Source organism: Paenibacillus sp. VCA1 (assembly GCF_031583795.1).
GTDB lineage: Bacteria > Bacillota > Bacilli > Paenibacillales > Paenibacillaceae > Paenibacillus_AQ > Paenibacillus_AQ albilobatus.
Map to the genome: position 1 here is coordinate 1 of NZ_JAVLSX010000009.1, position 24,865 is coordinate 24,865.

The window sequence follows — 24,865 nt, forward strand, 5'->3', positions numbered from 1 at the left end:
ATCCTCATGGATAGAGGAACATTCATAATGACGCGGGGTGGAGCAGTCCGGTAGCTCGTCGGGCTCATAACCCGAAGGCCGCAGGTTCAAATCCTGCCCCCGCAATTACAATTTCCCTAATGGGAAAATGCCTCTGTGGAACCGTGGTGTAGAGGCCTAACATGCCTGCCTGTCACGCAGGAGATCGCGGGTTCGAATCCCGTCGGTTCCGCCATTTATTTAGCTCCAGGGATGAGAATCCGGTTATCGGGTTCGTCGGAGCATAAGCTTCGGAAGGATTGCTTCGCAGTCTCGAACGAAGTGAGAGTATCCCGTCGGTTCCGCCATTTAATTTAGCTTCACTTTACGAAGTGTTGCACAGATTTGGCATCCGTGTTATAGTAAGGCTCGGTAGCTCAGTCGGTAGAGCAGAGGACTGAAAATCCTCGTGTCGGCGGTTCGATTCCGTCCCGAGCCACCTTGAAATTATAAACGAATAAAAGCCGGTGTAGCTCAATTGGTAGAGCAACTGACTTGTAATCAGTAGGTTGGGGGTTCAAGTCCTCTCGCCGGCACCATTGTGGAGGCTTAGCGAAGTGGCCAAACGCAGCAGACTGTAAATCTGTTCTCGTACGAGTTCGGTGGTTCGAATCCATCAGCCTCCACCAGTACCTAGGGGCATAGTTTAAAGGTAGAACAGCGGTCTCCAAAACCGTTAGTGTGGGTTCAATTCCTGCTGCCCCTGCCAGATAACTTTATATTGTGGCGGTCGTGGCGAAGGGGTTAACGCACCGGATTGTGGCTCCGGCATTCGTGGGTTCAAGTCCCATCGATCGCCCTTTATCATCAAAAATAATGGGGATTAGCCAAGCGGTAAGGCAACGGACTTTGACTCCGTCATGCATAGGTTCGAATCCTATATCCCCAGCCATTTACGCGGACGTGGCTCAGCGGTAGAGCATCGCCTTGCCAAGGCGAGGGTCGCGGGTTCGATTCCCGTCGTCCGCTCCAATCTTTTATGGCGCCATAGCCAAGTGGTAAGGCACAGCTCTGCAAAAGCTTTATCCCCAGTTCGAATCTGGGTGGCGCCTCCATTACAACCAAATATGCGCCCTTAGCTCAGCTGGATAGAGCGTTTGACTACGAATCAAAAGGTCAGGAGTTCGAATCTCTTAGGGCGCGTTTCATCTTCATATGCTGGTGTGGCGGAATGGCAGACGCGGCGGACTCAAAATCCGCTTCCGGCAACGGAGTGGGGGTTCAAGTCCCTTCACCAGCATACCTTTGAACGATCAGCTCTTAAGTTACAATCATTGTAGCTTAAGAGCTTTTTTGCGTCCGTTTTTGATCTAATCGCTTGCGGAGTTGAAATGCTGAAATCACTCGATCGGATCGATTCGGTAGATATTGAATAGGCGAAAGCCTGCTTTTCTTTTTTTCAGCAAGGCAGGTCACCAATTACGTTTCTCTGATAAAAATTAAACAATTCATGAATGAATGTCATGTATAATAAAACCAAACATGATACGAGAATGGGGGCTGATCCTCTGGTTCGCATGTGTGGCTGAGATCGAGTAATAAACTGCGGCTAACAAGTAGAGAACAAGGCAGCTCAAATTTTAAAGCTTTCTCCTAAAGTTCTGACTTTAAAGAAAGCGGAGGTCATGCCCTTCATGAAAAAAACATGGCTGCTCGGATTCGGTTTTTTCAGCATTAGCATCACCTGGTCGCTGTATAACGCGTTTGTTCCTTATTTCTTGGATCCGTATCTTAAAAGTACCGCTTTAATCGGCTTCATGATGACCCTCGACAATTACTTTGCCCTGTTTTTGCAGCCATGGATCGGACATTTGAGCGACAAGACGAATACCCGTTTCGGCAGACGTATGCCGTTTTTGATGCTCGGGATGCCTGCGGCGGCGCTATTTGTGATTTTGATACCCTTACATACGAACTTTATCACGCTTCTTATATTTATGATGCTGATGAACCTCTCGATGAGTATTTACCGGTCCCCAACAGTCGCGTTGATGCCTGATATTACGCCGGATCATCAGCGAACCAAAGCGAACGGCATCATTAATTTTATGGGCGGTTTTGGCGGCATTTTGGCCTTCGGAGCAGGATCGGTATTGTACGGTGCCAACCCGGCTTTTCCCTTTGTCGCGGCGGCGGCGATTACGCTCATTTCCTTATGGATTTTGACGGTTACGATCAAAGAGAAAAGGGACGTCATAACATTCATGCCCGCCGAGAAACGCCCCAAAATCAAGCTGAAAGGCGAGCTGGATCGTACGACCGTATTGCTGCTTGCGGCGATCTTTTTCTGGTTCGTGTCTTATCAAGGCGTTGAAGCGCTATTCACTTTATACGGTAAACATTACATGGGATTAACGGAAAAAGATTCGGCGTTTTCGCTTACGTTCTTTTCGTTATTTTTCGTGCTGTTCGCGATTCCGAGCGGCTGGCTCGGCAACCGGTACGGCAAAAGAAAAACGATTATTTCGGGCGTGGTCGGACTTTTTATCGTCTTTGCGGCGGTACCGTTCGCCGACACCGTCCTGCCGCTGCGGATATTGCTTGCGCTTGGCGGAGTATGCTGGGCGCTTATCAACATCAATTCGTATCCTTTCGTCGTTTCGATCGGCAGGGAAGCCAGCATCGGCACGCGGACGGGATTGTATTACCTTGTGTCGTCTCTCGCCGCCATCGCTTCGCCGCCGCTGCTTGGTTTGATCATCGACCAGTTCGGATACCGGTCATTATTCATCTACGCTTCGATAGGCATGCTGCTTGCGCTGCTGTTCATCTCTTTGGTAAGACATGACGGCAAGAGCGCCGCGGCAAATGACCAGGTTTCGGCGAGAGCGGACATGTAAGTGTCCTGCGGTGCTTTCTAATAGAGTGTCGGATTTATACGATGCTCTTTTTGCTTTTCCAGGTATTCGCAAGCCTTCACGGTCAATATCTCTAAACAACCCCACATAGGGATCAAACGCCGGACAGCCTTAGGTCCGAAAGGTTCCCCGACCAAGGTCTAGGATGAAAAACCGTCTGCGGTCTGTTTTGGAAAAGGGCCGCACCACCTAAAATAAAGACATAAGGTTGATGCACTGAAAGGAAGTGAGAAACGCATGAAAAACCGCAATAACGGAACAGCAATCGTATTGATCGTCGTCGGGGCACTGATGCTCTTCGGATTGTTCACCCCGCTGCTTGGCACACTGGCTGGCCTGATTTTTCCGATTCTGATGATCGTCCTTGGCTTTTACGGAATCCGTAGAGGCAGAGTACTGATCGGTACGGTCGTCCTCGCGATCGGTGTTTTGTCCCTGCTGGCGAAATTGTCCTGGATCATCGGACCGCTGCTCGGCATCGCGCTGGTGATTTTCGGAATCTCCCTTCTGAAAGGGAAAAAGAGCTACTACTAACATGAGATTTTGGAAATATCGAATAAATATCCGCGAAGAAGGGGACCTCATCCGAGGTCCGGAAAAAAAACGAATAAGGAGGGGCTACACAAGATGAGTGTTTTTCGTCGGGTGCGGGATATTACCGCAGCGAATATCAATGAACGTTTGGAGCAAAGTCAGGATCCGGTGCGGTTGATCGACCAGTTTCTGGCCACCACGCGGGATGACATCGTCGAAGCCGAAAAGCTTGTACAGCAGTCCACCGCACATATGAGACAGCTGAAGCAGCAAGTCGATCAAGCCGAAACGATGAAAAACAAACGCGAAGAGCAAGCGCTCCTGGCCTTGAAGGCCGGGGAGGATCATCTCGCCAAGCTGGCGCTTCAGGAAAAGATCATTTATGAGGAAAAGCTGGAGCAATACAGCGAACTGCTGAACACGACCAAAAGTTCCTTGATGGATCTGGAGAGCCAACTGAACGAATTGAAAATGGAATACCAAACCGTATATAACAAACGCCAGTATTATGTGGCGCGCATGGAGACGCTTCGGCTCCAGCAACGCATGAATCAGCGGATGGAGGGCTACGGCGGCGGCCAGGACGTCCCTAAAATGTTCAACCGCCTCGAAGACCGCATATCCGATTGGGAGTTCGAAGCCCAAAGCCTCCGGGATCTGCGCCGTATGGGCCAACAATACTTAGAGCAAGCCGGAGAAACGGTATCCAGTATTTTGGAGAAGGAAATGGCCCGTTTGAAACAAAAGCTGAACAACAGCGGAAAGGAGTAACATCATGAGCAAACTCTACCGTTCGACGCGGGATAAGATGGTCACCGGACTTTGCGGCGGACTGTCGGACCTGATCGGGATGGACTCGACGCTGCTGCGGATTTTGTTCATCGTCACGATTTTCTTCACCGGCGGAACCACATTGTTCATCTATTTCATCGCTTCCCTCGTCGTTCCGAAGGAGCCGGTACCGCCTTATAATCCTTACGGACCCGGTGGTGGGCCAAACGGGTACTACGGCGGCCAGCCCGGAAACGGAAGTTATTATGGAGGAAACGGCCACTACAACAATGGTCCTTCCTTTGATCCAAGAAGCAGATACAACGATCCGTCTTATGGCAGCAGACCAAGCGGAGGATTCTCCTCCCAAACATCCAACCTGGATGCCATGATGGAAGACATCGAAAAAAAAGCCATGAAAAAAGAGCTTGAAGAACTGAAGTCAAAACTGTCCAAATACGAGAAGGGAGAAGTGTAAAACATGGGAGTATTTAAAAGATTGAAAGATATGACGAAAGCGTCTGTAAACGAATTGCTGGATAAAGTAGAGGATCCGATTGTAATGCTGAATCAGTACCTCCGCGACATGGAGGCGGAAATTCATGAAGCCGAACTGACGGTTGCCAAGCAAATGGCGAACGAGCGCCGCATGAAGCAGCGCGTCGAAGAAGCCGAAAAAATGTCCGTGCAGCGCGAGGCTCAAGCCGAACTGGCTCTGAAAAACGGCCAGGAAGAAGTCGCCCGCAAACTGCTGGAAGAAAAAATCTACTTCGATCAAAAGATCACGGAATACCGCGACCTGCATGCGCAGTCTGAAACCCAAGCCAAAGAACTGGTGCAGCAGCTGCATAACATGAAGGACGAATTCTACAAAATGCGCAACAAGCGCAACGAGCTGGTGACCCGCGCCCAAATGGCGAAAGCCAAAAAGCAAATGTCGCAAATCAACAGCCTGCATACGATCGAAAGCGGCAGCGCGTCCCTTGGATTCCACCGCATGGAAGAAAAAATCATGCAAATGGAAGCTGAAGCCGATGTCCTTCGCGCACCTTACCATCCTTCCGCCAGCACATTCACGAGCCCTGTGGATGCCGAAAAGCAGCTGAAGGTGGAAGAACAGCTCAAAGCGCTGAAAAGCAAAATGAACGCTTCGGGCAGCGCCGGTGCAGCAAAAACGACAAAAGAATAAGTATTCACAATCTGGGACAATATGATATGCTATAAAGAATGAGAAGGAAAGCCATACTGGTGCGGAATCCCCGCTCCATATGGCTTTTCCGACCTTTACCATGAACGGTTTCAAGACATCGTAAGGAGGTGCGGCATGGAAAAAAGAAATCGCTTGATTGCCCTTATACTCATCGGGGTCGGCCTTCTCATGCTGGTCGGCAGGTGGGTCGGCTTTTTTACCATTGTCGCACTTTTGTTTTTATTGATGGGAGTTTACGCCATTCGCGGCGGCAAGGTAAAACGGGGATACAGGCTGCTGGCTGTCGGAGCCATTTTGCTCGTGCTCGACCATCTGATGATCGTACTCGGCATTGCGCTGTTGTCGCTCGGCTTCTTTTTTATCAAAGCCAAGAAGGTGCAGCCGAAGGAAGGTTTTATTCAAAAGCAAAACTTCTCCTCGAATTTCGACTGGGATCAGCAGCCTTGGGTGATGCGCAGCATGAGCGTGTGGCATGTGCTCGGGGAAGCGGATCTGGACCTGTCTCTGGCCATACCGGAGGACCGGGAAACCGTGATGATGTTCCAAGGGATTATGGGGGATATGGACCTGCAGATTCCGGAATATTACGGGGTGGAAATCGAAGCCTTCGTCCTGTTCGGCTCCATCGATTTCCGGGGGCACCGGGATAACGGCATGATGAACCGCTTGAACTGGAAGTCGCCGAATTATGAGACCAGCGAGCAGAAAGTGAAATTTATCTTCTCTTATCTCGTTGGCGATTTGGATATCGATATATCATAAGGTTTTTGCAAAATCCTGATCATAAGAAAAGGGGGTTCCCTGCGTGAAAGAAAAAAAGCCTGCCAATATGGTCTCCCGAAGCATGGGCGAGGGAGCCCTTCTTTCTTTTATTTTGCTGCTTATCATATTTTACGTGTTGTATACATACGGTTATTTGGCGCCGTTCGATCATTGGACCAAACCGGTGCAGGCGATCGCAACCCTGGTACTGGTGCCTCTCGGGGTCGGCGCGATTTACGGCTTTTATCAAAGCTACCGGACGAAAAGAAGGCTCGAGCTGCTTCGCGACACGCTGCTTTCCTGGGAAAAAGGGAATTTGTCGCGGGACGTGCCGGAGCTTGGCGTGGACGAAGTAGGGCGTCTCGGCGAGCAGCTCGGACGGATCAGCAAAAAATGGGAGGAACAGGTCACGTCGCTTCAGCGCTTGTCCACCAACAACGCCCAGCTTGCCGAGCAGGCCAGGGTCTCCGCGATCGTCGAGGAGCGGCAGCGCCTCGCCCGGGAGCTGCATGATGCGGTCTCGCAGCAGCTGTTTGCGATCTCCATGACGGCTACGGCGGTGGGAAGAACGCTCGCGAAGGATTTTGACAAAGCGCAGCGGCAGGTGGCCCTGATCGAAGAGATGGCTGCCGTGGCCCAGTCGGAAATGCGGGCGCTGCTGCTTCATCTCCGCCCGGTATACCTGGAAGGAAAGCCGCTTCAACAGGGCTTGAAGGAACTGGTCAAAGAGCTTAAGGTTAAAGTTCCGATGGATATCGTCTTTGAAATGGATGAAGGCATTCAGCTGATGAAAGGGATCGAAAACCATCTGTTCCGGATCATTCAGGAAGCGATGTCGAATACGCTGCGGCATGCCAAGGCGGAAAAAATGGAAATCCGCATCCAGCAAAAGCAAGACTCGGTATGGGTCATGTTGCGTGACGATGGGCAAGGCTTTGAAATGGATGAGAAAAAGCAGGCCTCATACGGCCTTTCCAATATGCAGGAGCGGGTGAATGAAATCGGCGGCTCGATCCAGTTTATTACGGCCCCGGGAAAAGGTACGCGCATCGAGATTACGATACCGATCGTAAACGAGGAAAAAGGAGGGGAAGAGGATCATGGAGGACATGGAAAAACCGGCGATCAAAGTGCTGCTCGTGGATGATCACGAGATGGTGCGCATCGGCCTGGCGGCCGTGCTCGGCACGGAGGACGGCATTGAGGTTGTCGGCGAGGCCGGCAGCGGCGAGGAAGGCATCCGCCTGGCGCGCGAATATAAGCCGGATGTGGTGCTTATGGACTTGGTGATGGAAGGAATGGACGGCATCGAAGCGACAAGGCAGCTTTTGAAGCTGTATCCCGACTGCAAAGTCATCGTGCTGACGAGTTACCTGGATGACGAGAAAATGTATCCGGTCATCGAGGCGGGCGCCTTCAGCTATCTGCTGAAAACATCCCGGGCCAGCGAAATCGCCGAAGCGATCCGGGCTGCGGCCCGCGGCCAGTCGGTGCTGGAATCGCAGGTGGCATCGAAGATGATGAACCGTTTCCGGCATACGGAAACCGAAGCCCCCGCGCATAAGGAATTGACGGAGCGGGAAATGGACGTGCTGCGGCTGCTTGCTCAAGGCAAATCCAATCAGGAGATCGCTGATGAACTGATCATTGGCATCAAGACGGTCAAGTTTCACGTCACGAACATTTTGGCGAAGCTGGGGGTTGATGACCGTACCCAGGCTGCCATTTACGCCTATAAAAACGGACTGGCGGAATAATAAATGCACCCTTGCTTACAACGTGCGGGAACTGTAAATGACCCGGCGTCGCAGCGAAGGGTGCATTTTTGTTTTTTAAATCAGGGCAAGAAACGCAAGCGTACCCAAGCCAAGGGCAACGGCAGCAGCAGCTCCGAAGCCGAAGCCGTAGCCGTAAGGATAAAACGCACGAACTTGGGCTTTGGGGGCGGCTTTGTGCTTTTTGGAGGTTACCGGGCGTTTCGCGGCCGGTTTTAGGTTCGCAGCGTGCAGCGCCGTATGATCATCGCCATTCAATATGATTTCGCCGTTGCGGCAGTGGGTCAATTTTCCGATGTAGGTACGGCCGTCATACGTGCAAGCAAGCACCATTCTGCCTCGATGCCTAAGAATGTTTTCTTCTGAAAGGGGGTATATGGGGAACATTTAAATGGTCAATCCTCCCTCTTCTATTTTTGTTACCAATGTATTCGGGTTTAGGCTGCCGCGCCATGGTTATTCACCCATTTATCACCCAACTTTCAACGAAGGGTATAAACACCTATCAACCGGGATATCCTGACTACTAGATTGATAGTTTAGGTCGGGGAGATGGATGGGGATGAAAAAGGCGGTTAAATGGGCGGCGTTTGGCTTGATCGGCGTGGCTGCATTGGGGTTCACGGGATTTTATGCAGGAAGCGGTTTGGCAAAAATGCAGGCCGGCTACGAACAGAACGAACTGCGTACGCTGCTTGATCTCGGACATCGGATGGTCGGAGAGCCTGAACGTGTCGTGATCAAATGGCAGGGAACGTGGGAAGGAAGCGCAGAGCAGACGGAAGCTGCCGCACAGAAGCTGAGCCGTTCGCTGCAGCTGCCGTCGGTAACCGAAGTGAAAGAAAACGGGCATACAACCTACCGGGTCATCGGTCAAAAAGATACGGTGCCTGTACGTTTTAACTGGCAGGAAATGCCGGGCGGCCAAAGTTACGTCATCATTCAGCTTGAAGCATCCACCCCCGGGCAGTGGAGCCTCCTTTCGGATTTGCAGGCCGAGTTCGGGAACAAAATGCGGGAGGCGGGCATCGACGCAAAATGGAATGCGGCTCTGCAAGGCAATGTCGACGATCGTCTGAAAGCGGCAGAAACGATGGAACGCATTGAAGGGAAGCTTACGGACTGTCTGGATGCCGTCCCCAAAGAAACCTACAACGATGCTACGACGGTCAGCAATGCTTACCAGGTGCCGTCGCTGATGTCGCGCGTAAGAAGCGGGGATACGTGGCTGAACATGCAGGTTGCCGTGCACGAAGACGATGAGAGCGGAAAAAACCGCGTGACGATCGGTCTGCCGGTCATCACGATCGAATATTAGAGCCGAATGTTTTTTTCAAAAGCGGCCATAATACACAGAGATATTTTGCATTAAAAACGGATAGCAACATTTGGATGAATATGCTAAAATGACGTCACATCATATTTTTCTGCCTGATAGTACGTCGGTAAACGTTCCTTTTTTTGTATAAAAATACACTACATAAGGAAGAATGAGGGCCATGACTGAAAATCATGATTTGGAATTGCTACAGACACCGGGCGCCGTATTTTTTATTTTTGGGGCAACCGGAGATTTGGCTAAACGAAAACTGTTTCCGGCCATTTATAGCTTGTACCGCGAAGGTAAACTGGCCGAAGATTTTGCCGTCATCGGCGTGGCGCGCCGGCCGCGCACCCAAGAGGAATTCCGCGAGGACGTATTTCACTCCATCCAGGAATTTTGCCGGTACAAAGCGGAGAATGACGACAAGTTCCGTGTCTTTTCGGAACATTTTGAGTACAAGTCCCTGGACATCAACAATGTGGACGGCTTCCGCGAGCTGAATGACCAGACGGTCGCTTTGGAGCAACGCTATCATATTCCGGGGAACCGCCTGTTTTATCTGGCGCTGGCACCGGAGCTGTTCGGGAGCGTTTCATCCAACCTGCAAAAAGGCGGCATGCTGAACAGTGCGGGATGGAAACGCCTCGTGATCGAAAAACCTTTCGGATACGATTTGAAATCGGCCGAAGAGCTGAATGAGCAGATCCGTCAGGTATTTAAGGAAGAGGAAATATATCGCATCGACCATTACCTCGGGAAGGAAATGGTTCAAAATATCGAGGTTATCCGTTTTGCGAATGCGTTTTTTGAACCGCTCTGGAACAACAAGCATATCGCAAACGTGCAAATTACGCTCAGTGAAACCGTCGGGGTGGAAGAGCGCGGCGGGTATTACGATCATGCGGGAGCGCTGCGGGACATGGGACAAAACCATATGCTGCAAATGCTCACGATGATCGCCATGGAGCCGCCGAGCCGGCTGCTTCCGGAAGATATCCGCGACGAGAAGGTGAAGGTGCTTCGCTCGCTTCGTCCTTACGCCAATGCGGAGGAAGTGAAGAAAAACGTTGTCCGAGGACAATATGTGCAGGGCAGCTCGCGCGGCAAAGATTTGCCGGCATACCGCGACGAAGAGAAAGTCGATCCAGAGTCCAATACCGAAACGTATTATATGGCCCGCGTATTCGTGGACAATTTCCGTTGGGCGGGAGTTCCGTTCTACATTCGGACAGGCAAGCGGCTTCCCGTCAAAACGACCGAAGTGGTGGTCGAATTCAAAGGCATGCCGAACAACGTTTATCTCGGGAAAAAGTATAAACTCGAGCCAAACCTGCTTGTCATTCGCGTCAATCCGATGGAAGGCATTTACGTGAAAATCAACGCGAAAAGGCCGGGGTCCGAATCCGAAATCGAACCGCTTGCGATGGACTTTTGCCAAAGCTGCATGGTGGGCATCAACTCGCCTGAAGCTTATGAACGCCTGCTGCATGATGCGGCTCGGGGGGATTCGACTTATTTTACCCGTTGGGACGAGGTGGCTACGGCATGGTCTTTCGTAGACCGCATCGCCGAAGCATGGAAACAGGATCCGGAAGGGCCTCTCCAATATCCTGCCGGTTCCTGGGGGCCGAAAGAAGCCGATCAGCTGCTGGCGGAGGATGGCTTCCACTGGTGGCCGGTCAACGGACAGGAAGAAGACGACGTCGTTTGGGAAGTTAATAAATAATTTCAGAATATGAAAAATAATCATCCTCATGCAGCTATTGCATGGGGGTGATTTGCGTATGGAATGTGGTACAATAATAAAATGACAAAAGTAGTATAGAGTGAACCGGGAAACGTGAAATCAGCTTTCGGTTCGATCTATTGAGATGAAGGGAATAGTGAAATGAGCAAAGCGATAGACCAAGCCTTGCAGCAGGAAGTCGATAAGCGAAGAACCTTCGCGATCATTTCCCACCCGGACGCGGGTAAAACGACATTGACGGAAAAGCTGCTGCTGTTCGGGGGCGCCATCCGGTTAGCCGGTACGGTCAAAGCCCGCAAGGCCAGCAAGCATGCCACCAGTGACTGGATGGAAATCGAAAAACAACGGGGGATTTCGGTAACCTCCTCCGTGATGCAGTTTGATTATATGGGACACCGGATCAACATTTTGGATACGCCGGGTCACCAGGATTTCAGTGAGGACACCTACCGGACGTTAACGGCGGCGGACAGCGCGGTCATGCTGATTGACGTAGCCAAAGGCGTCGAAGCGCAGACGATTAAGCTGTTCCAGGTGTGCGCGAAGCGCGGCATTCCCATTTTTACGTTTATCAACAAATTGGACCGCGAAGGCCGCAACCCGTTCGAGCTGATGGAGGAGCTGGAGCAAGTGCTCGGCATCCGTTCCGTCCCTATGAACTGGCCGATCGGTTCCGGACGCGATTTGTGCGGTGTATACGACCGTATGAAAAATCAGGTCGAGCTTTTCCAAGGCAACGATCACTCCACCATTGAAGTGCAAAAGGTGGAAGACTATCATGATCCGGTGATCCGGGAAATGGCCGGGGAATATTTTCATGATCAGCTCTGCCAGGACCTGGAGCTTCTTGACGTCGCCGGCGATCCCTTTGATATGGAGAAAGTGTTGAAAGGCGAACTGACGCCGGTGTTCTTCGGCAGCGCAATCAACAACTTCGGCGTGCAGACGTTCCTCGAAAACTTCCTGCAGCTGGCGCCGAAACCGCAGCCGCGGAGCAGCACGGCCGGACTCATCGAGCCGTCGAACGAAAAGTTTTCGGGTTACGTGTTCAAAATCCAGGCGAATATGAACCCTGCCCACCGTGACCGGATCGCTTTCATGCGGATCGTATCAGGCAAATTCCAGCGCGGGATGAGCGTCAAGCATGTCAGAGCAGGCAAAGAGATCAAGCTGTCGCAGCCGCAGCAGTTTTTGGCCCAAGACCGCGATATCGTCGAGGAAGCGTATCCGGGCGATATTATCGGTTTGTTTGACCCGGGCATTTTCCGGATCGGCGATTCGCTCAGCCAAGGCGGCGAGGTCGTGTTTGACGAGCTGCCGACGTTTTCGCCGGAGATTTTCGCCAAAGTGACGGTGAAAAACGCGCTGAAGCATAAGCAGTACCAGAAAGGGATCGACCAGCTGACGGAAGAGGGAACCATTCAGGTGTTCCAAACGGTCAGCTTCGAGGATACGATTCTCGGCGTGGTCGGCCAGCTTCAGTTCGAAGTATTCGAATACCGGATGAAAGGCGAATACGGCGTAGACGTGCAGCTGCAGCGGATGCCGTACCAATTTGCCCGCTGGATCATCGATGACGAAATCGACCCGAGCAAGTTCCGGATCAACTCCACGCTCGTGAAAGACAAAAAAGGGAATTACGTCGTTTTGTTCGAAAACGAATACGCGATGCGCACGGCGATGGAAAAAAATCCGACCGCGAAGTTTTTGGACACCGCTCCGTAAGTTCGCTATGCAAAGGAAAACCTCCGCAAAACATTGCGGAGGTTTTTTGGTCGCTTTTTTCGTCATCAGGACAACGGGCCGGGAGTAATGTGCTTTAAATGCTCATTGGCGACATGGACCAGATCGTTTTGCTTCGTCGTATCTATGTTCTTCCAAATCATTTCGAAAATAACGCCAAGCCCGGGCAGCGCCTGTTCGGGGCCGTCTACCGAACCTTCGATCATGGAGCGGAGATCCGCTTCGCTGCTGTCATGAACTTTGTGAATGACCGCCTGACGCAGGTCAAGTGTGATTGACATGGTATTCCCTCCATTGCAAAAAATCGATTACCTTCATAATGTTCCCCGCGCAGCCAGGCAAAATTCAAGTTTTTTGCGCACTGTGATATAATAATCGGGATAGACTTCTACAACCCGGGGGGTTAACAAATGGCGAAAAAGCAGTACGCCGTCATAGGTATGGGGCGATTCGGTTTTAGCGTAGCCAATGCACTCAGCGAGATGGGTTTTGACGTTCTGGCCATTGACTCTAACGAGCAGCGCACCCAGGCGGTTTCCAATATTGTAACGCATGCCGTTTCGGCGGATTGTACGGACGAGGAGGCGCTGCGGGCGCTCGGGATCCGGAATTTCGACGTGGTGGTCGTGGCGATCGGCGAGGACATCCAGTCCAGTATTTTGACCACGCTCATTCTGAAAGACATCGGCGTGGGGACGATCATCGTCAAAGCGCAAAACGAGCTTCATGGGAAAGTATTGAACAAAATCGGGGCGGACAAGGTCATTTATCCGGAGCGGGATATGGGCGTGCGGGTTGCGCATCATCTAATCTCCCCGAATATTCTCGATTATATTGAAATTTCCGAAGATTACAGCATTCTTGAAATGAGAGTTTCGCAGGAAATGATCGGCAAAAACTTGAAGGAGCTTGATGTCCGCGCACGCTTCGGCTGCAACGTCATGGCGATCAAACGTGGCGCCAAGATGAATATTTCCCCTAATGCGGAGGATCGGCTCGCGGAAGGCGACGTGCTGGTCATTGTGGGCGAAACGGGCAATTTGACGAAGATGGAGCTTGCGTATCCTAAGTGATCCTGCAGGGAACCCTTAAGGAAAAGCTATGCATATGAAGGACGGTTTTCATGGATATATTGTCACCGCAAAACCCCCGGGCCAAGGAGTGGGCGCAGCTGCTCGAGAAAAAGCACCGGGACAAGCAGCAAAAATACATTATCGAAGGCATTCATCTGGTGCAGGAGGCGCTGCGCTCCGGGGCGGACATCGAATGCGTCGCTTTTGACGTGGAGCAGGGGATTCCCGGCGAGCTTTCGAACATGACGGATATCGGCGGGGAAGCGCAGTGGATCGGGGTCTCGGCCGCCGTCATCGCCAAATGCACGGATACGAAAACGCCGCAGCCGGTATTTGCCGTCGTTCGAAAGCAAAAGGCAGCGATCGGTGAGCTCCTTGCGCAGAAAAACAGCCTGGTCATCGTTCTTGACGGCGTCCAGGATCCGGGCAATGTCGGCACGATCATCCGGACGGCGGATGCCGCGGGGGCTGACGGCGTTCTCGTAGGACGAGGTTCGGCCGATATTTATAATCCGAAAACGATCCGCTCCACCATGGGTTCCATTTTTCATCTGCCTGTCGTGGAGGGGGATCTGCTCGAGCTGCTGCCGCAGGCGAAAGAAAGCGGGGTGCGCATTGTCAGCACGAGCCTGCAGGCGACGTCGACCTGCTACGGATATGATTTTACCGGGCCGTCATGGCTGCTGGTGGGCAATGAGGCGAAAGGCGTATCGCCGGAAGCGCAACAGTTGGTGGACGATTCGCTCATCATACCGATGAAAGGCCGGGCGGAATCGCTGAACGTGGCGATGGCTTCGACGGTGATGTTGTTTGAGGCGATGCGGCAGCGGGAGTTCGGTTAGAAAGAGATACCGGGAAATACTCTTGTTCGGCTATAAAAGCATATTGCTGTTATATATTCCGCAGGATAATTTAATATTTTAAACCTAAGCAGTCCCGATGAAGAGCCTTCTCGTTCGGGGCTTTTTTGCGTTTCATGGATGGCAGATGGATGATGAACACTTACGAATTCGAAAAGAATCATCGCTTTAAAGCCATTTTTTTACTCTTCTTATATTGTAAATATCGTATGAGATGGTTCTTCCTGTAAAAAAATCGCCCCTTCTGGACGATACATACATAAGATGGGCTATTGTTAAATATATCCTTTTGCTTCGTGTGACGAATTCATATTTCTAAGAAGAAGGGACCACCTCTATGAACTATATGGACGAGCATATCCTTGATCTGAAAAATAAGCTTAATGCTGCATCTAATAACGGAAATACGATCCTATCGCAAACGGCCGTAACCGATCACGGCAGCTCTTTATCTGAAAAAAATTCTATTGTACGGTTGGGCGACGAGTTCATTACATTGGAATGGAGAGCGATTCTGGACGGACAAATGGAAGTTGGCGTCCCGAAGACTTTTAGTTTCATGCCACCGGAGCAAGCCAAATTCAAATACCCTTCGGAGCATCGCCCGGAGGTCATTTATACCTCGGAGGATGGAACGGTGAATATCACCTTTAATCGAACGGAGACCACTTTGACAGCCGAGGAGCTTCCTGAGTTTGTGGAGCAAATGGGGGACGTTTTGCGGTCTGTACAACCGATCCGGAACTGGATGGGAACTCAAGTGACTGTGAATCGTTTCGGTTTGTCCATCGGACGGATCCGATTTATAGCTGCAGGCATGGATACGAATTTATACAACGAAATTTTGCTTTTCCTCCATGAAGGACAGGTGATGATGGGTACGTTTAACTGTATGGAATCCCACATGAAGGTATGGCTGCCCATAGCGGAAAATACGGCGCAATCGCTTCACCCCGCTTCACCACCCTTACAGTCTACGTTTAAGAAAGGAGCGGATTCGCAATGAGTCTGGGATACGATAATATCCAAATCCACCCCTACGAGCTGGTCGAGCTCGAGCAGCTTACCCTCATGAAGAAAATCAACGAGCATACTCGGCTCTACTTTACAGGGATCATCCCGGAAGAGATGCGGGACAGCTATGTGGAAAAGACGGAGAAGAACACGGTCATTGAGGTGAGTCAGCGCGATGAATCGGGTGAGAGCAAGCCGTTATTTAGCGGGATCGCTTTAACAGTCGAAGTAAAAGTCGTACGGAATGTGTACTATCTTGTGGTCGAGGCCATTTCGCATACTTACCGCATGGATATCCGGCAGCGCACCCGTTCTTTTCAAAATACCAAAATGACAATTCCTCAGTTGCTGGAGAGAATTGGCGAGGATTATGAAGGGCTGGATGTGATTGATGGTGCGACAGGCGGAGAGCCTATCGGGCGGATTGCCATCCAGTATCAGGAGACGGACTGGGCTTTTTTAAGACGCATGGCTTCCCGATATCATACGAGCCTGATGCCTGTGGCCCGTTTTGACAGTCCCAAATTTTATTTCGGCATCGAGGACAGTCCGGCACATGTGGTGCTGGATCATTCCCGTTATTCAGTACGCAAGCAAATGCTGCCTTTCCGTTATTTTCAGGAGAATGAGCAGGTACAGGTGGACGAAAACGATTTTATTGTCTATGAGGTAGAGACGGACGAAGTGCTGGATTTGGGGGCGCAGTTAGCCTTTCAGGGTCACAATTTGTTTGTCATTGAGGCGTATACGGAAATGAAGAGCGGGCTACTGCGACATCAATATGTGCTTACCTCGTACAAAGGTTTACGGCAAAAACGCTATTTTCAGGAAAAACTGGCGGGGGCTTCGTTAGGCGGGGTGGTCCTGGACGTGCGTCAAGATCAGGTGCGTATCCATCTGGATTGCGACGAGAAGCAGGCGGTCGATCAGGCGCATTGGTTTAACTATTCGACGGTGTATAGCGGCGGGGAACATGCAGGCTGGTACGTCATGCCGGAAAAAGGAGATCCGGTTTCGTTGTATTTTCCGGGCAGCCGTGAAGAGGATGGCGTTGCCGGAAGCGCAGTTCGACGTGCGGGCAGAGGAAGCGGGCATAACAAGTTTTCCGATCCGCAGATGAAAATCTGGCGAACGCCTCATGGAAAAGAAATCCGTTTGGGACCGGATGAACTGGTCGTGACGGGGAAAGACGGCGCTATTTTTATCAAGCTGGACGACAAGGAAGGCATTCATATTGTAAGCAGCAAGCAGGTAAATATCTCGGCGGGTGGCAACCTGAGCTTGTCGGCAGGGAAAAAGATGAGTTTGTCTGCAGGCAGCGAGCTGCGTATGGAATGTAAAGGCAGTCATATTCAATTGAGCGGATCGGCGGATATGAAGGGTGCCGAGGTGAAGTCGAATTAGGCTGTAGTACGGCGGCAAAATGACGGCAGCATGATAATTATACATATGAAGAGCTTCAGGTAGTGGAGGAATGCAAATGGAGAAGCCTAAAGATACTCTAAACCCGCAGCAGCCGCAGCAGCAAGCTGTCTTGCATCAGGCGTGGTATCTGCTCCGCAAAGACTGGGCGCTGAAATTCAAGGCGGTGCAGGAGCAACGGATTCAAGCCTGTGTCGAGGAATTTCGTGGGTATTGCCGGGACATTCGGCAAGCGCAGATTCAAGGAAGAAAAGGAAAAATCGGTTATATCACATACTCCATGCTGCGTACCACATGGCTGGAGGAGCGGCCTGCTTATCTTGTGGAGGCTTCGGATGCTTTGTGGATGCTTGATTCCAAGCCGATTCGATTTGAATGCGATGCAAGCTGGTCCTACTCCTTTTGGACAGATTTACGGCAGCAATTGCAAGGGGAGGCAGAGAAGCAGCATGCTTCTCTATCGGAGCTAGAATGGGAGCAGACCATGCTGGAGGCAGCGGAACATATTCATGCACTCGTTGTAAATATGATGCGTTTGGCAATGAAACAGGCCGTATGCTTACCGGAATTTCAAGAGCTTGAGCGGGAAGAGACGTTTGAGATTCGTGTGGGGGAGTATATGGACCACAGTGTATCGGTGTATCGAGAAGATCGCAGGGCCATAGAAGCAGATGAGATTCGGTCGTGGCTGGAGGAAAAAGAAGAGCATGCGTACAGCTATCAGGCGTTGACCAAAGTTCAGCTGTCTTGTGGGGATTACAGCCTGTTGGATTTTCGCTATACGGCTTTCCGCCAGGTCGAAATGGAGCATAGCCGCTTGCACGGCTGTGTCTTGGTAGGAACGGTGTGGCAGGAAAGCCGGTTGAATGGAATCGACTTGACGTACAGCTTGCTTTATGGAGCGGATTTTAGCGGATGCTCGATGAAAGAGGCAGTATTGGATGCCGTCATGGGTAACGCCGGATATGGATCAGAGGTTTCATTAGACTGGGAGCCATTGGGTTTTGCCGGTGTGGATTTCACAGGGGCGAGCTTACAAGGGGCCCGTTTTCAAGATGCACAGTTGCGCGGAGCCGTGTTCCAGAACGCGTTATTGCAAAGAGCGACTTTGAACGGGGCGGATCTAACGAGTGCCTGCTTTGTCGGAGCAGATGTATCGGGCGCATCTTTTGAAGGTGCTTGTTTGCTCGGAGCCGATTTTACGGGGGCCAATGTAACAGGAGTCATTTTTACGGATACACAGTGTAGAGAAGCTATTGGATTGGACCGATCAACGGTTGAGGTTTTTCATTCCTACAGTGATCTATCTGTGTCAGCACAGTCGAGGGACACGGTTTACAAAAGGGAGTGGCTGCATTGAGATATTTTCGGCTGATCGTAGACGAGCGGGTAAAGAATCGGGTAGAGCCTGCCGCGATGTCTCCTTTGCAAGTAAAAGATATCCTGACGGAAAACCAGGGACAGAAACAGCAGGAGGATCCTCTTTTTCTAGCTGTACATACCAATCCGCAAACGGTGTACCCGGATTTTTTGGAGTTTCCTCTGCCACTGGCGTCGGATCGGATGAAATCATTACTGGAGAAATATATGCCGGGATTGGAATGGAGAGCAGCCATCCTTACTGATTTTAAGCAGGCCAGACAGGACTTATACTGGTTGCTTCGTCCGTCGATGGTGGACTGTTTGTCAGAGCAAACGGAATGGTATCCCAATCATACTTTGAAGCGTCTGGTATTAAGACAGGGGGAGGTGGAGTCGCCTGTTTTTCGGATTAGGGGACTCATCGAACCTCATATTTACATCCATCTGGCTGTGGCGGAAAGCTTGCTGCGGCGGTCTTTTAGAGGCATTCGCCTGCAAAAAGTTGAGATGGAGGCATGAAAGGGGAGAGGGTAAGTGAAAGAAATTCAGGTGCAGCCGGGAAGCGGTGCGAAAAAAAGCTATGTCGTGGCAGGAGCGATCTTAAGCTGCAGTTATGGTACGCAGCCTACCTGTTTAAAAAGGCCTTTTAGCCATGGAGTCTATGTTAAAAACAAAGCTCAAATGAATATTGGAGATTACGTGCCCGGAGTAAACATTGAGTCTTTCGGGAATTGCTCCAGTCCGCTAAATCCGGCCGTTCAAACCAGTGAGATGGTGGATATCTATGGCGTAAAGAAGGCTCCGTGTGTTCCGGCGCTGACCATGCCTTGGCTGAACGGAAAAAGCGACGTGAAGATCGAGGGGCTGCCTGCCTTGACGCAGGACTGTACCCTCCAATGTCTATATTGCGGTCATATCCAGATTGAAAATGACGGGCAGGAGTTGGATTAAGGCTCGTCTCTAAACCGTTAGGCTTCGGAAGCCGAAAGGAGATATGAGTTCACTTGAGTGTATTACAAGATGGAATCGGGTATGAAAGTCTGCGTTTCTACGGTTCCTTTCAGCCTCAACGAATAGAGAAACTCCAAATTAGAAGGACCATCAACGATCACGCATATCTAACGGTAAGCGGCATATTGTCGGAAGAGCAAGGAGCCTCATGCATTGGACAAAACATGGAAGAGGAACCGATCGTCATCCGCCAACTGGATGAGCAAGGGCAATCGCTAAGACGATTGTTCCATGGCATTGTTATACGCCTATCGGTGCATTGCATTCGGGGCGTGTATACTTTTGAACTGGAAGCCGCTTCGCATTCGTACCAGATGGATATCCAGTTAAAGAAGAGATCCTATCAGGATATTCATCGTACCTACGATGATCTGGTCACAACGATGGTTCGAAAATACAAGTATGGGGACGCCATTGATACTGTATCTAACAATGCCAAACTGGGCGCTTTTGTTTTACAATATGAGGAGACCGATTGGGCGTTTTTAAAACGCCTTGCCTCTCGCTTTGGATCGGTGTTAGTGCCGGAGGTAACCGCAGCTTCGCCCAAAGTCTTCTTCGGGATGCCGGTAGGCAGACTGTACAAAGTGGATCGGGATGTAAGTTACCAGGTTCGAAGAACGTTCTATGAGCTGGAGGCGGGAAAGCCGGAAAAACATGCAGGCTCGTATATGACTTACGTGATCGAAAGCTTGCAATACTATGCGCTGGGAGATACCGTTGCGTTGCCGATTGGGTCAGGAAAAGAGCTGGTTGTCGTTCGGGCAGTAACACGGCTCGAGGACGGTCTGCTGGTTACTCGTTATGATCTTCAGTCTGAACAGGATATTCGGTATGCCCGCTATGAAAACGATCGAGCGGCGGGGATTACGCTGGCAGGCACCGTGTTAAAAGTACATCAAGACTTGGTGCAGCTCCAACTGGATATTGACCCTAAGCAAGACCCGGCTAAAGCATGCTGGTTCCCGGTGGCTACGCGCTATGTAGCGGAAGAACATGGCGGCTGGTATGTTATGCCGGAGGCCCAGGAGCGGGTGGAGCTTTACTTGCCGACGAGCCGGGAACATGAAGCTTATGTCATGGATTCGCAGCGACAACATCGCTACATGGCGGGTCAACCAAACGTCAAAGCATGGAGACATGCGCAAGGAAGCGGCGTGGACATGTCCGGGCAAGAGCTGACCCTTTCAACCTCAGGAGGATTTTCAATCACCCTTCATGAAGAAAGCGGCATTACCGTTAGCAGTCCGGGAGATGTGCACATTCAAGGCGGTCACGTGAAGCTGGATGCAGGCGAGGAACTGTCGCTTAAAGCGGGAAGCGCATTGTACCTCAAAGGCGGAGCCAGCAGCATGGTGCTGGATGGCGAGACGGACATCAAGGCCCCGATGATCGATCAGGAGGGTACGGTGAAGGCACCGGTGTTCGTCATGGATCTTCCTCCCGTACCTGAGCCGCCGCTGATGAATATCAAAGACTATGAAGCAGCACAGACAGCAGCAGCGGCCCAAACTCAGCCAAGCAGCACTCCTGCCGCGAAAGTCACAAGTCCGGCCGCACTTCAACAGGCAAACTCTATGTTGGGTACGGTGTCCAAGCTGTTAGGTTCCATTCCGGTGATGGGAAAAGTGGCTAGTGCGATGCTGAGCACGGTTGGTGGGCCCGCCGGTAAAGTAGCGGCAATGGTTTTACAAGCAACTGGAGCCATTCCCGCACGGAGCAGGGGGACGCCTACAATTGGAAGCAGTAGTCGCGAGACAGGAGGCTTACATACTTTAAAGCATCTGGCTGGTTTAGCCTTGCAAGGATTAATTAGTCAGTACGAGCACGAGCAAGCCAAGGATGCCTATTATAGAGAGCTGCTTTTGGGAAAGGTATTCACTAGTGCACGTCATATAGCTCATTCAGGTGGAGTATTGGAACTGGTTCAAAACCTTCTGAAAGAATCGACTGCGATAGCCTTGGTCTATCAGAAAGTTCCTAAAAACATTCAGGAAAAATGGCGCCGGGATTCTGAGAAAAACCAACGTATTGAGGCAGAAAGACAGACAAATGAGTACACTTCATTTTGGAATCAAGCAGATTATTTTACAGCCAACTGGTGGCAGGATGAAGATAAGCTGAAACAAGCTGAACAAGCTCTGTTCGCTGAAATTTCTTTAGAGGGTAAGTTATCGCTGTATGATATTCAAGACCCTAATAAAATGGCTGCCATCCAGCGCATCGTCAACGCAAAGCGGACGCAAGTATGGGATGAAAAAACACTCAATGCGATTGAAGATGGTTTAGTAAGGATGGGTGTTGACTCAAGCAATGCGATCGAGTTGGATAAAGAAAAGCTGGATGCACTCATTACTCGATACAATCGGGGTTTTATCGGGCAAAAGTCCGGAGATTATATGGAGAGGACGGGTCTGGGCGATTTAGTCGAGGAGACGACCTACGGAATTGTAGGAGCGCGTTTCGGCATGGAGTCGGTCGGAAAACCATCTCCTAAACCTAAACAACCACCTGTTTCAGAGAAGCCACCGGTAAAGCCAAACCCTAAGGATGGTCCAGGTGTAAACAAACCGATTGATGAGTTCGATGATACAGCGATTTATAATGGGGCAAATTCGAGTAGATCAACGAATTCTAGTAAACCTGTTGGGGGGCCGGGTAAACCTAGACCCGTGCAACAAATCAATAATAGGTTTCCCGATGACGTTCAAACTGGAAAAGAGTTTTCTTTCACTATCGAAAATGGATACTTGAAAAATACTAATGGTCTTACCGAGGTGGATTTTGTTGTAGACATGAATGGAGAACTTCATATTGGGAGAGGACATTCCTTTTTGGCGAATGGGGAATCAGTTCAAGCTGCAGGGAAGATAAAACTTAATGGTCAAGGACAGGTTCGAAGCATATCTAACTTATCTGGTCACTATACTCCTACAGTAGAGCAAGCAAAATTATTCCCGCAAGTTCTTGAGCAAGCAGGGGTAAAAACTAAAAATGCTTGGCTCGATATTTACACCATAGAAACAACTCCTTCAGGTTATGTGAACACCAATGAACTAGTTAAGGTCTCAAGCACTCAGATAAAGTAGGTGATTATCTTGGAAGAAATAAAACAGATGAATAAAGACGTTTTTAGAGAAAATTTATTAAAAACAATTGAGGAAATTTCACTTAAGAAAGGCTTGACTTTTACGGATTGTAAATTTGTTATAGAGCCAGTGAAAGAAAAAGACAAACCGCTAAACGGTGCGGATGAAATGATGCGGCTAAACATTTTAAGTGAAGATAACATAGGGAATAAGCGGTTAACATTGGATAACACTATAAATATACTTTGTGGATTACAACCATTAGTGCCAATTTGGATAGAAGTTCATTTCGTCGATATGAATGAATATATCGCTATTTTTAAATTGCGGTGTAGTCTTAGGTTTAGAAAGCCGTCCTTATTGAGAAATACTGAAACTGGTCATGCTCCTTTTAAGGCAATAGTCTAAGTAACGGTCAGGCATCTTCTCATGGTGGAGGCTACCCAGTGCCGAATGAACCCATTTCAACCAATAACACATATAACCCATGTAATACCCGTATAAAGATTTCTCCATTTCGGTTGTACGCCCGTCAAATGCTTTAAATTCATAACCTAGATAACGCTATTCCTTTACATCAAACAGGTTGATTATGGTCAGATACCACCTTAATTGACCTGTTTTTTATTATGTTCGTTTTCTCACCGCTTTTTGAAATCAATCCCAACTATAGAATACACCACGCCGATAGGGAACATGAGAAGGGCATCTTCTAGGATAGATTGCGAGATAATTAATAGTAGGAATAAAACAGGCTCAACGAGCATTGCGCACTGAATTACGATGCAGGGTAAAATACATCGCTGTATGATATTCAAGACCCTAATAAAATGGCTGCCATCCAGCGCATCGTCAACGCAAAGCGGACGCAAGTATGGGATGAAAAAACACTCAATGCGATTGAAGATGGTTTAGTAAGGATGGGTGTTGACTCAAGCAATGCGATCGAGTTGGATAAAGAAAAGTTGGGTGCACTCATTACTCGATACAATCGGGGTTTTATCGGGCAAAAGTCCGAAGGTTATATGGAGAGGACGGTCTGGGCGATTTAGTTGAGGAGACGACCTACGGAATTGTAGGAGCGCGTTTCGGCATGGAGTCGGTCTGAAAACCATCTCCTAAACCTAAACAACAACCTGTTTCAGAGAAGCCACCGGTAAAGCCAAACCCTAAGGATGGTCCAGGTGTAAATAAACCGATTGATGAGTTCGATGATACAGCGATTTATAATGGGGCAAATTCGAGTAGATCAACGAATTCTAGTAAACCTGTTGGGGGGCCGGGACAAACTTATAGGACTGTAATCAGCGACGAGATGAAAGAAAAAATACTTTTAGGTCAACGTAAAGACCCTGCTAAAAATGAGTTAATTGGGGGGCATTCACCGGAAATTACAAATTCTCATCCTAATTATGCCGTTGAAGATGTGTCAATAAATGCTGATGGAACAAAGAAAGTTAAATTTACAACTCAATTTCCGGATGGTAATCTTTCAAAAATCAAGACGAGTACGCTTTTCCCTGAATCATGGTCAGATGAAAAAATAATTGATAGTATCGCCAGAATAGGAGATACACCAAAGATTGGTGAACGTATAAGAGATGGAGCAACATTGCACAGAGGAATCGTTGATGGTGTACAAGTTGAGGTTATTAAAATTGGCGATGATGTAGTAAGTGGTTATCCGACAGGTGGAGGGGCAACATCATTACTATCGGGTTTTCAGTAAACACATTAAAACTGATTTAATGTTGAAGGAATCACTGGATTAGAAATGATTTAAACGTGAGTAGGAGGACTCGAAAATGTATGAAGAGCTAGATGAATATTTATCAGGGGAATTTACAACGGATTATTGGTACGATGAAGGATTCTCCATTGCTAGAGAGATGCTAGAGGAGTTCAATAATAACGATTGGGAAGAATTATTAAATGCTATTCTTTCAAAATCTACAGAGTGGCAAGTAAGATACGCTTACTGTGTCGACAGTGATATTAATGATGATGCCGTAGTAAAAAGTTTGCTCTTACTTTCTACTGTAGATGATGAGGAATTATTTACAACGTGTGTTGATTCATTAAGAGTGATTCTTAATTCAACTAATATTGGATTAGTGTTAAGTGATGAGGCAATCATGCAAAGAATCAAAGAAATACTTCCAAAGTGTGGCATAGCTACACGAAAAATCTTTGAGGATTTTATTAGTAAGTTTTCAAAATAACAAGTTCAAACTATATCGGGTTTACAACTTCAACAAGCAAGATCGTACAATACAAACCAACAAACCAAAC

General features: G+C 49.5%; 25 protein-coding genes and 12 tRNA genes. 35 read left to right on the top strand and 2 right to left on the bottom strand.

All coding sequences use genetic code 11. The annotated features are described in order from the left end of the window. Positions 1-31 precede the first annotated feature (31 nt). The 20 genes from RJP21_RS19975 to RJP21_RS20070 all read left to right on the top strand — a co-directional run bounded on the left by RJP21_RS19975 (position 32) and on the right by RJP21_RS20070 (position 7,910). Positions 32-105, top strand: a tRNA-Met gene (locus RJP21_RS19975). Between the two features lie 32 nt (positions 106-137). Continuing rightward, positions 138-214: transfer RNA gene (locus RJP21_RS19980), tRNA-Asp, on the top strand. Positions 215-384: 170 nt separating this feature from the next. Beyond that, a tRNA-Phe gene (locus tag RJP21_RS19985) sits at positions 385-457 on the top strand. A 24-nt stretch (positions 458-481) separates the two neighbouring features. Beyond that, positions 482-557: transfer RNA gene (locus RJP21_RS19990), tRNA-Thr, on the top strand. Positions 558-561: 4 nt separating this feature from the next. Beyond that, positions 562-647 (top strand) — tRNA-Tyr (locus RJP21_RS19995). A 6-nt stretch (positions 648-653) separates the two neighbouring features. Further along, a tRNA-Trp gene (locus RJP21_RS20000) sits at positions 654-727 on the top strand. Between the two features lie 17 nt (positions 728-744). Next, positions 745-817: transfer RNA gene (locus RJP21_RS20005), tRNA-His, on the top strand. 18 nt (positions 818-835) lie between these two features. After that, positions 836-910, top strand: a tRNA-Gln gene (locus RJP21_RS20010). A gap of 5 nt (positions 911-915) precedes the next feature. Next, positions 916-990: transfer RNA gene (locus tag RJP21_RS20015), tRNA-Gly, on the top strand. Between the two features lie 9 nt (positions 991-999). Beyond that, positions 1,000-1,073: transfer RNA gene (locus tag RJP21_RS20020), tRNA-Cys, on the top strand. 14 nt (positions 1,074-1,087) lie between these two features. Next, a tRNA-Arg gene (locus RJP21_RS20025) sits at positions 1,088-1,161 on the top strand. A gap of 14 nt (positions 1,162-1,175) precedes the next feature. Next, a tRNA-Leu gene (locus tag RJP21_RS20030) sits at positions 1,176-1,258 on the top strand. A gap of 394 nt (positions 1,259-1,652) precedes the next feature. Then, a complete protein-coding gene (locus tag RJP21_RS20035) occupies positions 1,653-2,858 on the top strand; it encodes an SLC45 family MFS transporter (RefSeq protein WP_310860885.1) in 1,206 nt (401 codons plus the stop codon). Between the two features lie 255 nt (positions 2,859-3,113). Beyond that, positions 3,114-3,410 carry a hypothetical protein gene (locus tag RJP21_RS20040; protein WP_310860886.1) on the top strand — a complete coding sequence of 99 codons (297 nt, stop codon included), beginning with the start codon at positions 3,114-3,116 and terminating at the stop codon, positions 3,408-3,410. A gap of 93 nt (positions 3,411-3,503) precedes the next feature. Further along, positions 3,504-4,181, top strand: coding sequence for a PspA/IM30 family protein (locus RJP21_RS20045; RefSeq protein ID WP_160044178.1), 678 nt, complete (start codon positions 3,504-3,506; stop codon positions 4,179-4,181). A gap of 4 nt (positions 4,182-4,185) precedes the next feature. Continuing rightward, the gene (locus RJP21_RS20050; protein WP_310860887.1) at positions 4,186-4,659 is read left to right on the top strand and encodes a PspC domain-containing protein; all 474 of its coding nucleotides are present in this window, start codon (positions 4,186-4,188) and stop codon (positions 4,657-4,659) included. Positions 4,660-4,662: 3 nt separating this feature from the next. Next, positions 4,663-5,370: a PspA/IM30 family protein gene (locus RJP21_RS20055; RefSeq protein ID WP_310860888.1), complete on the top strand. Its 708-nt coding sequence runs from the start codon at positions 4,663-4,665 to the stop codon at positions 5,368-5,370. Between the two features lie 135 nt (positions 5,371-5,505). Further along, positions 5,506-6,153: a cell wall-active antibiotics response protein LiaF gene (gene liaF, locus RJP21_RS20060; protein WP_310860889.1), complete on the top strand. Its 648-nt coding sequence runs from the start codon at positions 5,506-5,508 to the stop codon at positions 6,151-6,153. 43 nt (positions 6,154-6,196) lie between these two features. Then, positions 6,197-7,300: a sensor histidine kinase gene (locus tag RJP21_RS20065; protein ID WP_310860890.1), complete on the top strand. Its 1,104-nt coding sequence runs from the start codon at positions 6,197-6,199 to the stop codon at positions 7,298-7,300. Beyond that, entirely contained in the window at positions 7,263-7,910 is a 648-nt protein-coding gene (locus RJP21_RS20070) for a response regulator transcription factor (RefSeq protein WP_160044319.1), read from the top strand. The genes RJP21_RS20065 and RJP21_RS20070 overlap by 38 nt, the downstream gene beginning before the upstream one ends. Before the next feature lie 75 nt (positions 7,911-7,985). On the opposite strand, the gene RJP21_RS20075 is transcribed toward RJP21_RS20070, so the two are convergent. Further along, the gene (locus RJP21_RS20075; RefSeq protein WP_310860891.1) at positions 7,986-8,261 is read right to left on the bottom strand and encodes a hypothetical protein; all 276 of its coding nucleotides are present in this window, start codon (positions 8,259-8,261) and stop codon (positions 7,986-7,988) included. 229 nt (positions 8,262-8,490) lie between these two features. Here RJP21_RS20075 and RJP21_RS20080 point away from each other — a divergent pair, with 229 nt between their 5' ends. From RJP21_RS20080 to RJP21_RS20090, 3 genes are all read left to right on the top strand, one after another. Next, positions 8,491-9,246 carry a YwmB family TATA-box binding protein gene (locus RJP21_RS20080; RefSeq protein ID WP_310860892.1) on the top strand — a complete coding sequence of 252 codons (756 nt, stop codon included), beginning with the start codon at positions 8,491-8,493 and terminating at the stop codon, positions 9,244-9,246. Between the two features lie 181 nt (positions 9,247-9,427). Then, on the top strand, positions 9,428-10,978 hold the full coding sequence (gene zwf, locus RJP21_RS20085; protein ID WP_310860893.1) for a glucose-6-phosphate dehydrogenase: 1,551 nt from the start codon (positions 9,428-9,430) through the stop codon (positions 10,976-10,978). 162 nt (positions 10,979-11,140) lie between these two features. Then, positions 11,141-12,724 carry a peptide chain release factor 3 gene (locus RJP21_RS20090; protein ID WP_212957933.1) on the top strand — a complete coding sequence of 528 codons (1,584 nt, stop codon included), beginning with the start codon at positions 11,141-11,143 and terminating at the stop codon, positions 12,722-12,724. A 65-nt stretch (positions 12,725-12,789) separates the two neighbouring features. On the opposite strand, the gene RJP21_RS20095 is transcribed toward RJP21_RS20090, so the two are convergent. Next, on the bottom strand, positions 12,790-13,023 hold the full coding sequence (locus RJP21_RS20095; RefSeq protein WP_160044187.1) for a small acid-soluble spore protein SspI: 234 nt from the start codon (positions 13,021-13,023) through the stop codon (positions 12,790-12,792). 129 nt (positions 13,024-13,152) lie between these two features. Between RJP21_RS20095 and RJP21_RS20100 the strand changes: the two genes are divergently transcribed. The 12 genes from RJP21_RS20100 to RJP21_RS20155 all read left to right on the top strand — a co-directional run bounded on the left by RJP21_RS20100 (position 13,153) and on the right by RJP21_RS20155 (position 24,795). Next, on the top strand, positions 13,153-13,815 hold the full coding sequence (locus RJP21_RS20100; RefSeq protein WP_160044188.1) for a potassium channel family protein: 663 nt from the start codon (positions 13,153-13,155) through the stop codon (positions 13,813-13,815). A 50-nt stretch (positions 13,816-13,865) separates the two neighbouring features. Further along, entirely contained in the window at positions 13,866-14,657 is a 792-nt protein-coding gene (locus tag RJP21_RS20105) for a TrmH family RNA methyltransferase (protein WP_310860894.1), read from the top strand. A gap of 355 nt (positions 14,658-15,012) precedes the next feature. Then, entirely contained in the window at positions 15,013-15,681 is a 669-nt protein-coding gene (locus RJP21_RS20110; RefSeq protein ID WP_310860895.1) for a hypothetical protein, read from the top strand. After that, positions 15,678-17,093, top strand: a complete 1,416-nt coding sequence (locus tag RJP21_RS20115; protein WP_310860896.1) for a contractile injection system protein, VgrG/Pvc8 family — start codon at positions 15,678-15,680, stop codon at positions 17,091-17,093. Before RJP21_RS20110 ends, RJP21_RS20115 begins: the two co-directional genes overlap by 4 nt. A gap of 76 nt (positions 17,094-17,169) precedes the next feature. Next, a complete protein-coding gene (locus tag RJP21_RS20120) occupies positions 17,170-18,471 on the top strand; it encodes a pentapeptide repeat-containing protein (RefSeq protein WP_310860897.1) in 1,302 nt (433 codons plus the stop codon). Further along, positions 18,468-18,992 (top strand): hypothetical protein, encoded by a 525-nt coding sequence (locus RJP21_RS20125; protein ID WP_310860898.1) that lies wholly within the window; start codon positions 18,468-18,470, stop codon positions 18,990-18,992. Before RJP21_RS20120 ends, RJP21_RS20125 begins: the two co-directional genes overlap by 4 nt. Before the next feature lie 15 nt (positions 18,993-19,007). After that, on the top strand, positions 19,008-19,424 hold the full coding sequence (locus RJP21_RS20130; RefSeq protein ID WP_310860899.1) for a DUF4280 domain-containing protein: 417 nt from the start codon (positions 19,008-19,010) through the stop codon (positions 19,422-19,424). 53 nt (positions 19,425-19,477) lie between these two features. Then, positions 19,478-22,573: a contractile injection system protein, VgrG/Pvc8 family gene (locus RJP21_RS20135; protein WP_310860900.1), complete on the top strand. Its 3,096-nt coding sequence runs from the start codon at positions 19,478-19,480 to the stop codon at positions 22,571-22,573. Then, a complete protein-coding gene (locus RJP21_RS20140) occupies positions 22,574-22,981 on the top strand; it encodes a hypothetical protein (RefSeq protein ID WP_310860901.1) in 408 nt (135 codons plus the stop codon). Between the two features lie 422 nt (positions 22,982-23,403). Next, a complete protein-coding gene (locus RJP21_RS20145) occupies positions 23,404-23,625 on the top strand; it encodes a hypothetical protein (RefSeq protein ID WP_310860902.1) in 222 nt (73 codons plus the stop codon). 263 nt (positions 23,626-23,888) lie between these two features. Next, positions 23,889-24,302, top strand: a complete 414-nt coding sequence (locus RJP21_RS20150; RefSeq protein ID WP_310860903.1) for an EndoU domain-containing protein — start codon at positions 23,889-23,891, stop codon at positions 24,300-24,302. Between the two features lie 76 nt (positions 24,303-24,378). Beyond that, positions 24,379-24,795 (top strand): hypothetical protein, encoded by a 417-nt coding sequence (locus RJP21_RS20155; RefSeq protein WP_310860904.1) that lies wholly within the window; start codon positions 24,379-24,381, stop codon positions 24,793-24,795. Positions 24,796-24,865: the final 70 nt, after the last annotated feature.

What these genes read in the sequence shown, in the direction of transcription:
- RJP21_RS20075 (WP_310860891.1), bottom strand. Translation starts at nt 8,261, where the DNA reads ATGGTGCTTGCTTGCACGTATGACGGCCGTACCTACATCGGAAAATTG.
- RJP21_RS20040 (WP_310860886.1), top strand. Translation starts at nt 3,114, where the DNA reads ATGAAAAACCGCAATAACGGAACAGCAATCGTATTGATCGTCGTCGGG.
- RJP21_RS20035 (WP_310860885.1), top strand. Translation starts at nt 1,653, where the DNA reads ATGAAAAAAACATGGCTGCTCGGATTCGGTTTTTTCAGCATTAGCATC.
- RJP21_RS20145 (WP_310860902.1), top strand. Translation starts at nt 23,404, where the DNA reads ATGGCTGCCATCCAGCGCATCGTCAACGCAAAGCGGACGCAAGTATGG.
- RJP21_RS20115 (WP_310860896.1), top strand. Translation starts at nt 15,678, where the DNA reads ATGAGTCTGGGATACGATAATATCCAAATCCACCCCTACGAGCTGGTC.
- RJP21_RS20055 (WP_310860888.1), top strand. Translation starts at nt 4,663, where the DNA reads ATGGGAGTATTTAAAAGATTGAAAGATATGACGAAAGCGTCTGTAAAC.
- RJP21_RS20070 (WP_160044319.1), top strand. Translation starts at nt 7,263, where the DNA reads ATGGAAAAACCGGCGATCAAAGTGCTGCTCGTGGATGATCACGAGATG.
- zwf (WP_310860893.1), top strand. Translation starts at nt 9,428, where the DNA reads ATGACTGAAAATCATGATTTGGAATTGCTACAGACACCGGGCGCCGTA.
- RJP21_RS20110 (WP_310860895.1), top strand. Translation starts at nt 15,013, where the DNA reads ATGAACTATATGGACGAGCATATCCTTGATCTGAAAAATAAGCTTAAT.
- RJP21_RS20045 (WP_160044178.1), top strand. Translation starts at nt 3,504, where the DNA reads ATGAGTGTTTTTCGTCGGGTGCGGGATATTACCGCAGCGAATATCAAT.
- RJP21_RS20155 (WP_310860904.1), top strand. Translation starts at nt 24,379, where the DNA reads ATGTATGAAGAGCTAGATGAATATTTATCAGGGGAATTTACAACGGAT.
- liaF (WP_310860889.1), top strand. Translation starts at nt 5,506, where the DNA reads ATGGAAAAAAGAAATCGCTTGATTGCCCTTATACTCATCGGGGTCGGC.
- RJP21_RS20120 (WP_310860897.1), top strand. Translation starts at nt 17,170, where the DNA reads ATGGAGAAGCCTAAAGATACTCTAAACCCGCAGCAGCCGCAGCAGCAA.
- RJP21_RS20090 (WP_212957933.1), top strand. Translation starts at nt 11,141, where the DNA reads ATGAGCAAAGCGATAGACCAAGCCTTGCAGCAGGAAGTCGATAAGCGA.
- RJP21_RS20100 (WP_160044188.1), top strand. Translation starts at nt 13,153, where the DNA reads ATGGCGAAAAAGCAGTACGCCGTCATAGGTATGGGGCGATTCGGTTTT.
- RJP21_RS20150 (WP_310860903.1), top strand. Translation starts at nt 23,889, where the DNA reads ATGAAAGAAAAAATACTTTTAGGTCAACGTAAAGACCCTGCTAAAAAT.
- RJP21_RS20050 (WP_310860887.1), top strand. Translation starts at nt 4,186, where the DNA reads ATGAGCAAACTCTACCGTTCGACGCGGGATAAGATGGTCACCGGACTT.
- RJP21_RS20105 (WP_310860894.1), top strand. Translation starts at nt 13,866, where the DNA reads ATGGATATATTGTCACCGCAAAACCCCCGGGCCAAGGAGTGGGCGCAG.
- RJP21_RS20095 (WP_160044187.1), bottom strand. Translation starts at nt 13,023, where the DNA reads ATGTCAATCACACTTGACCTGCGTCAGGCGGTCATTCACAAAGTTCAT.
- RJP21_RS20080 (WP_310860892.1), top strand. Translation starts at nt 8,491, where the DNA reads ATGAAAAAGGCGGTTAAATGGGCGGCGTTTGGCTTGATCGGCGTGGCT.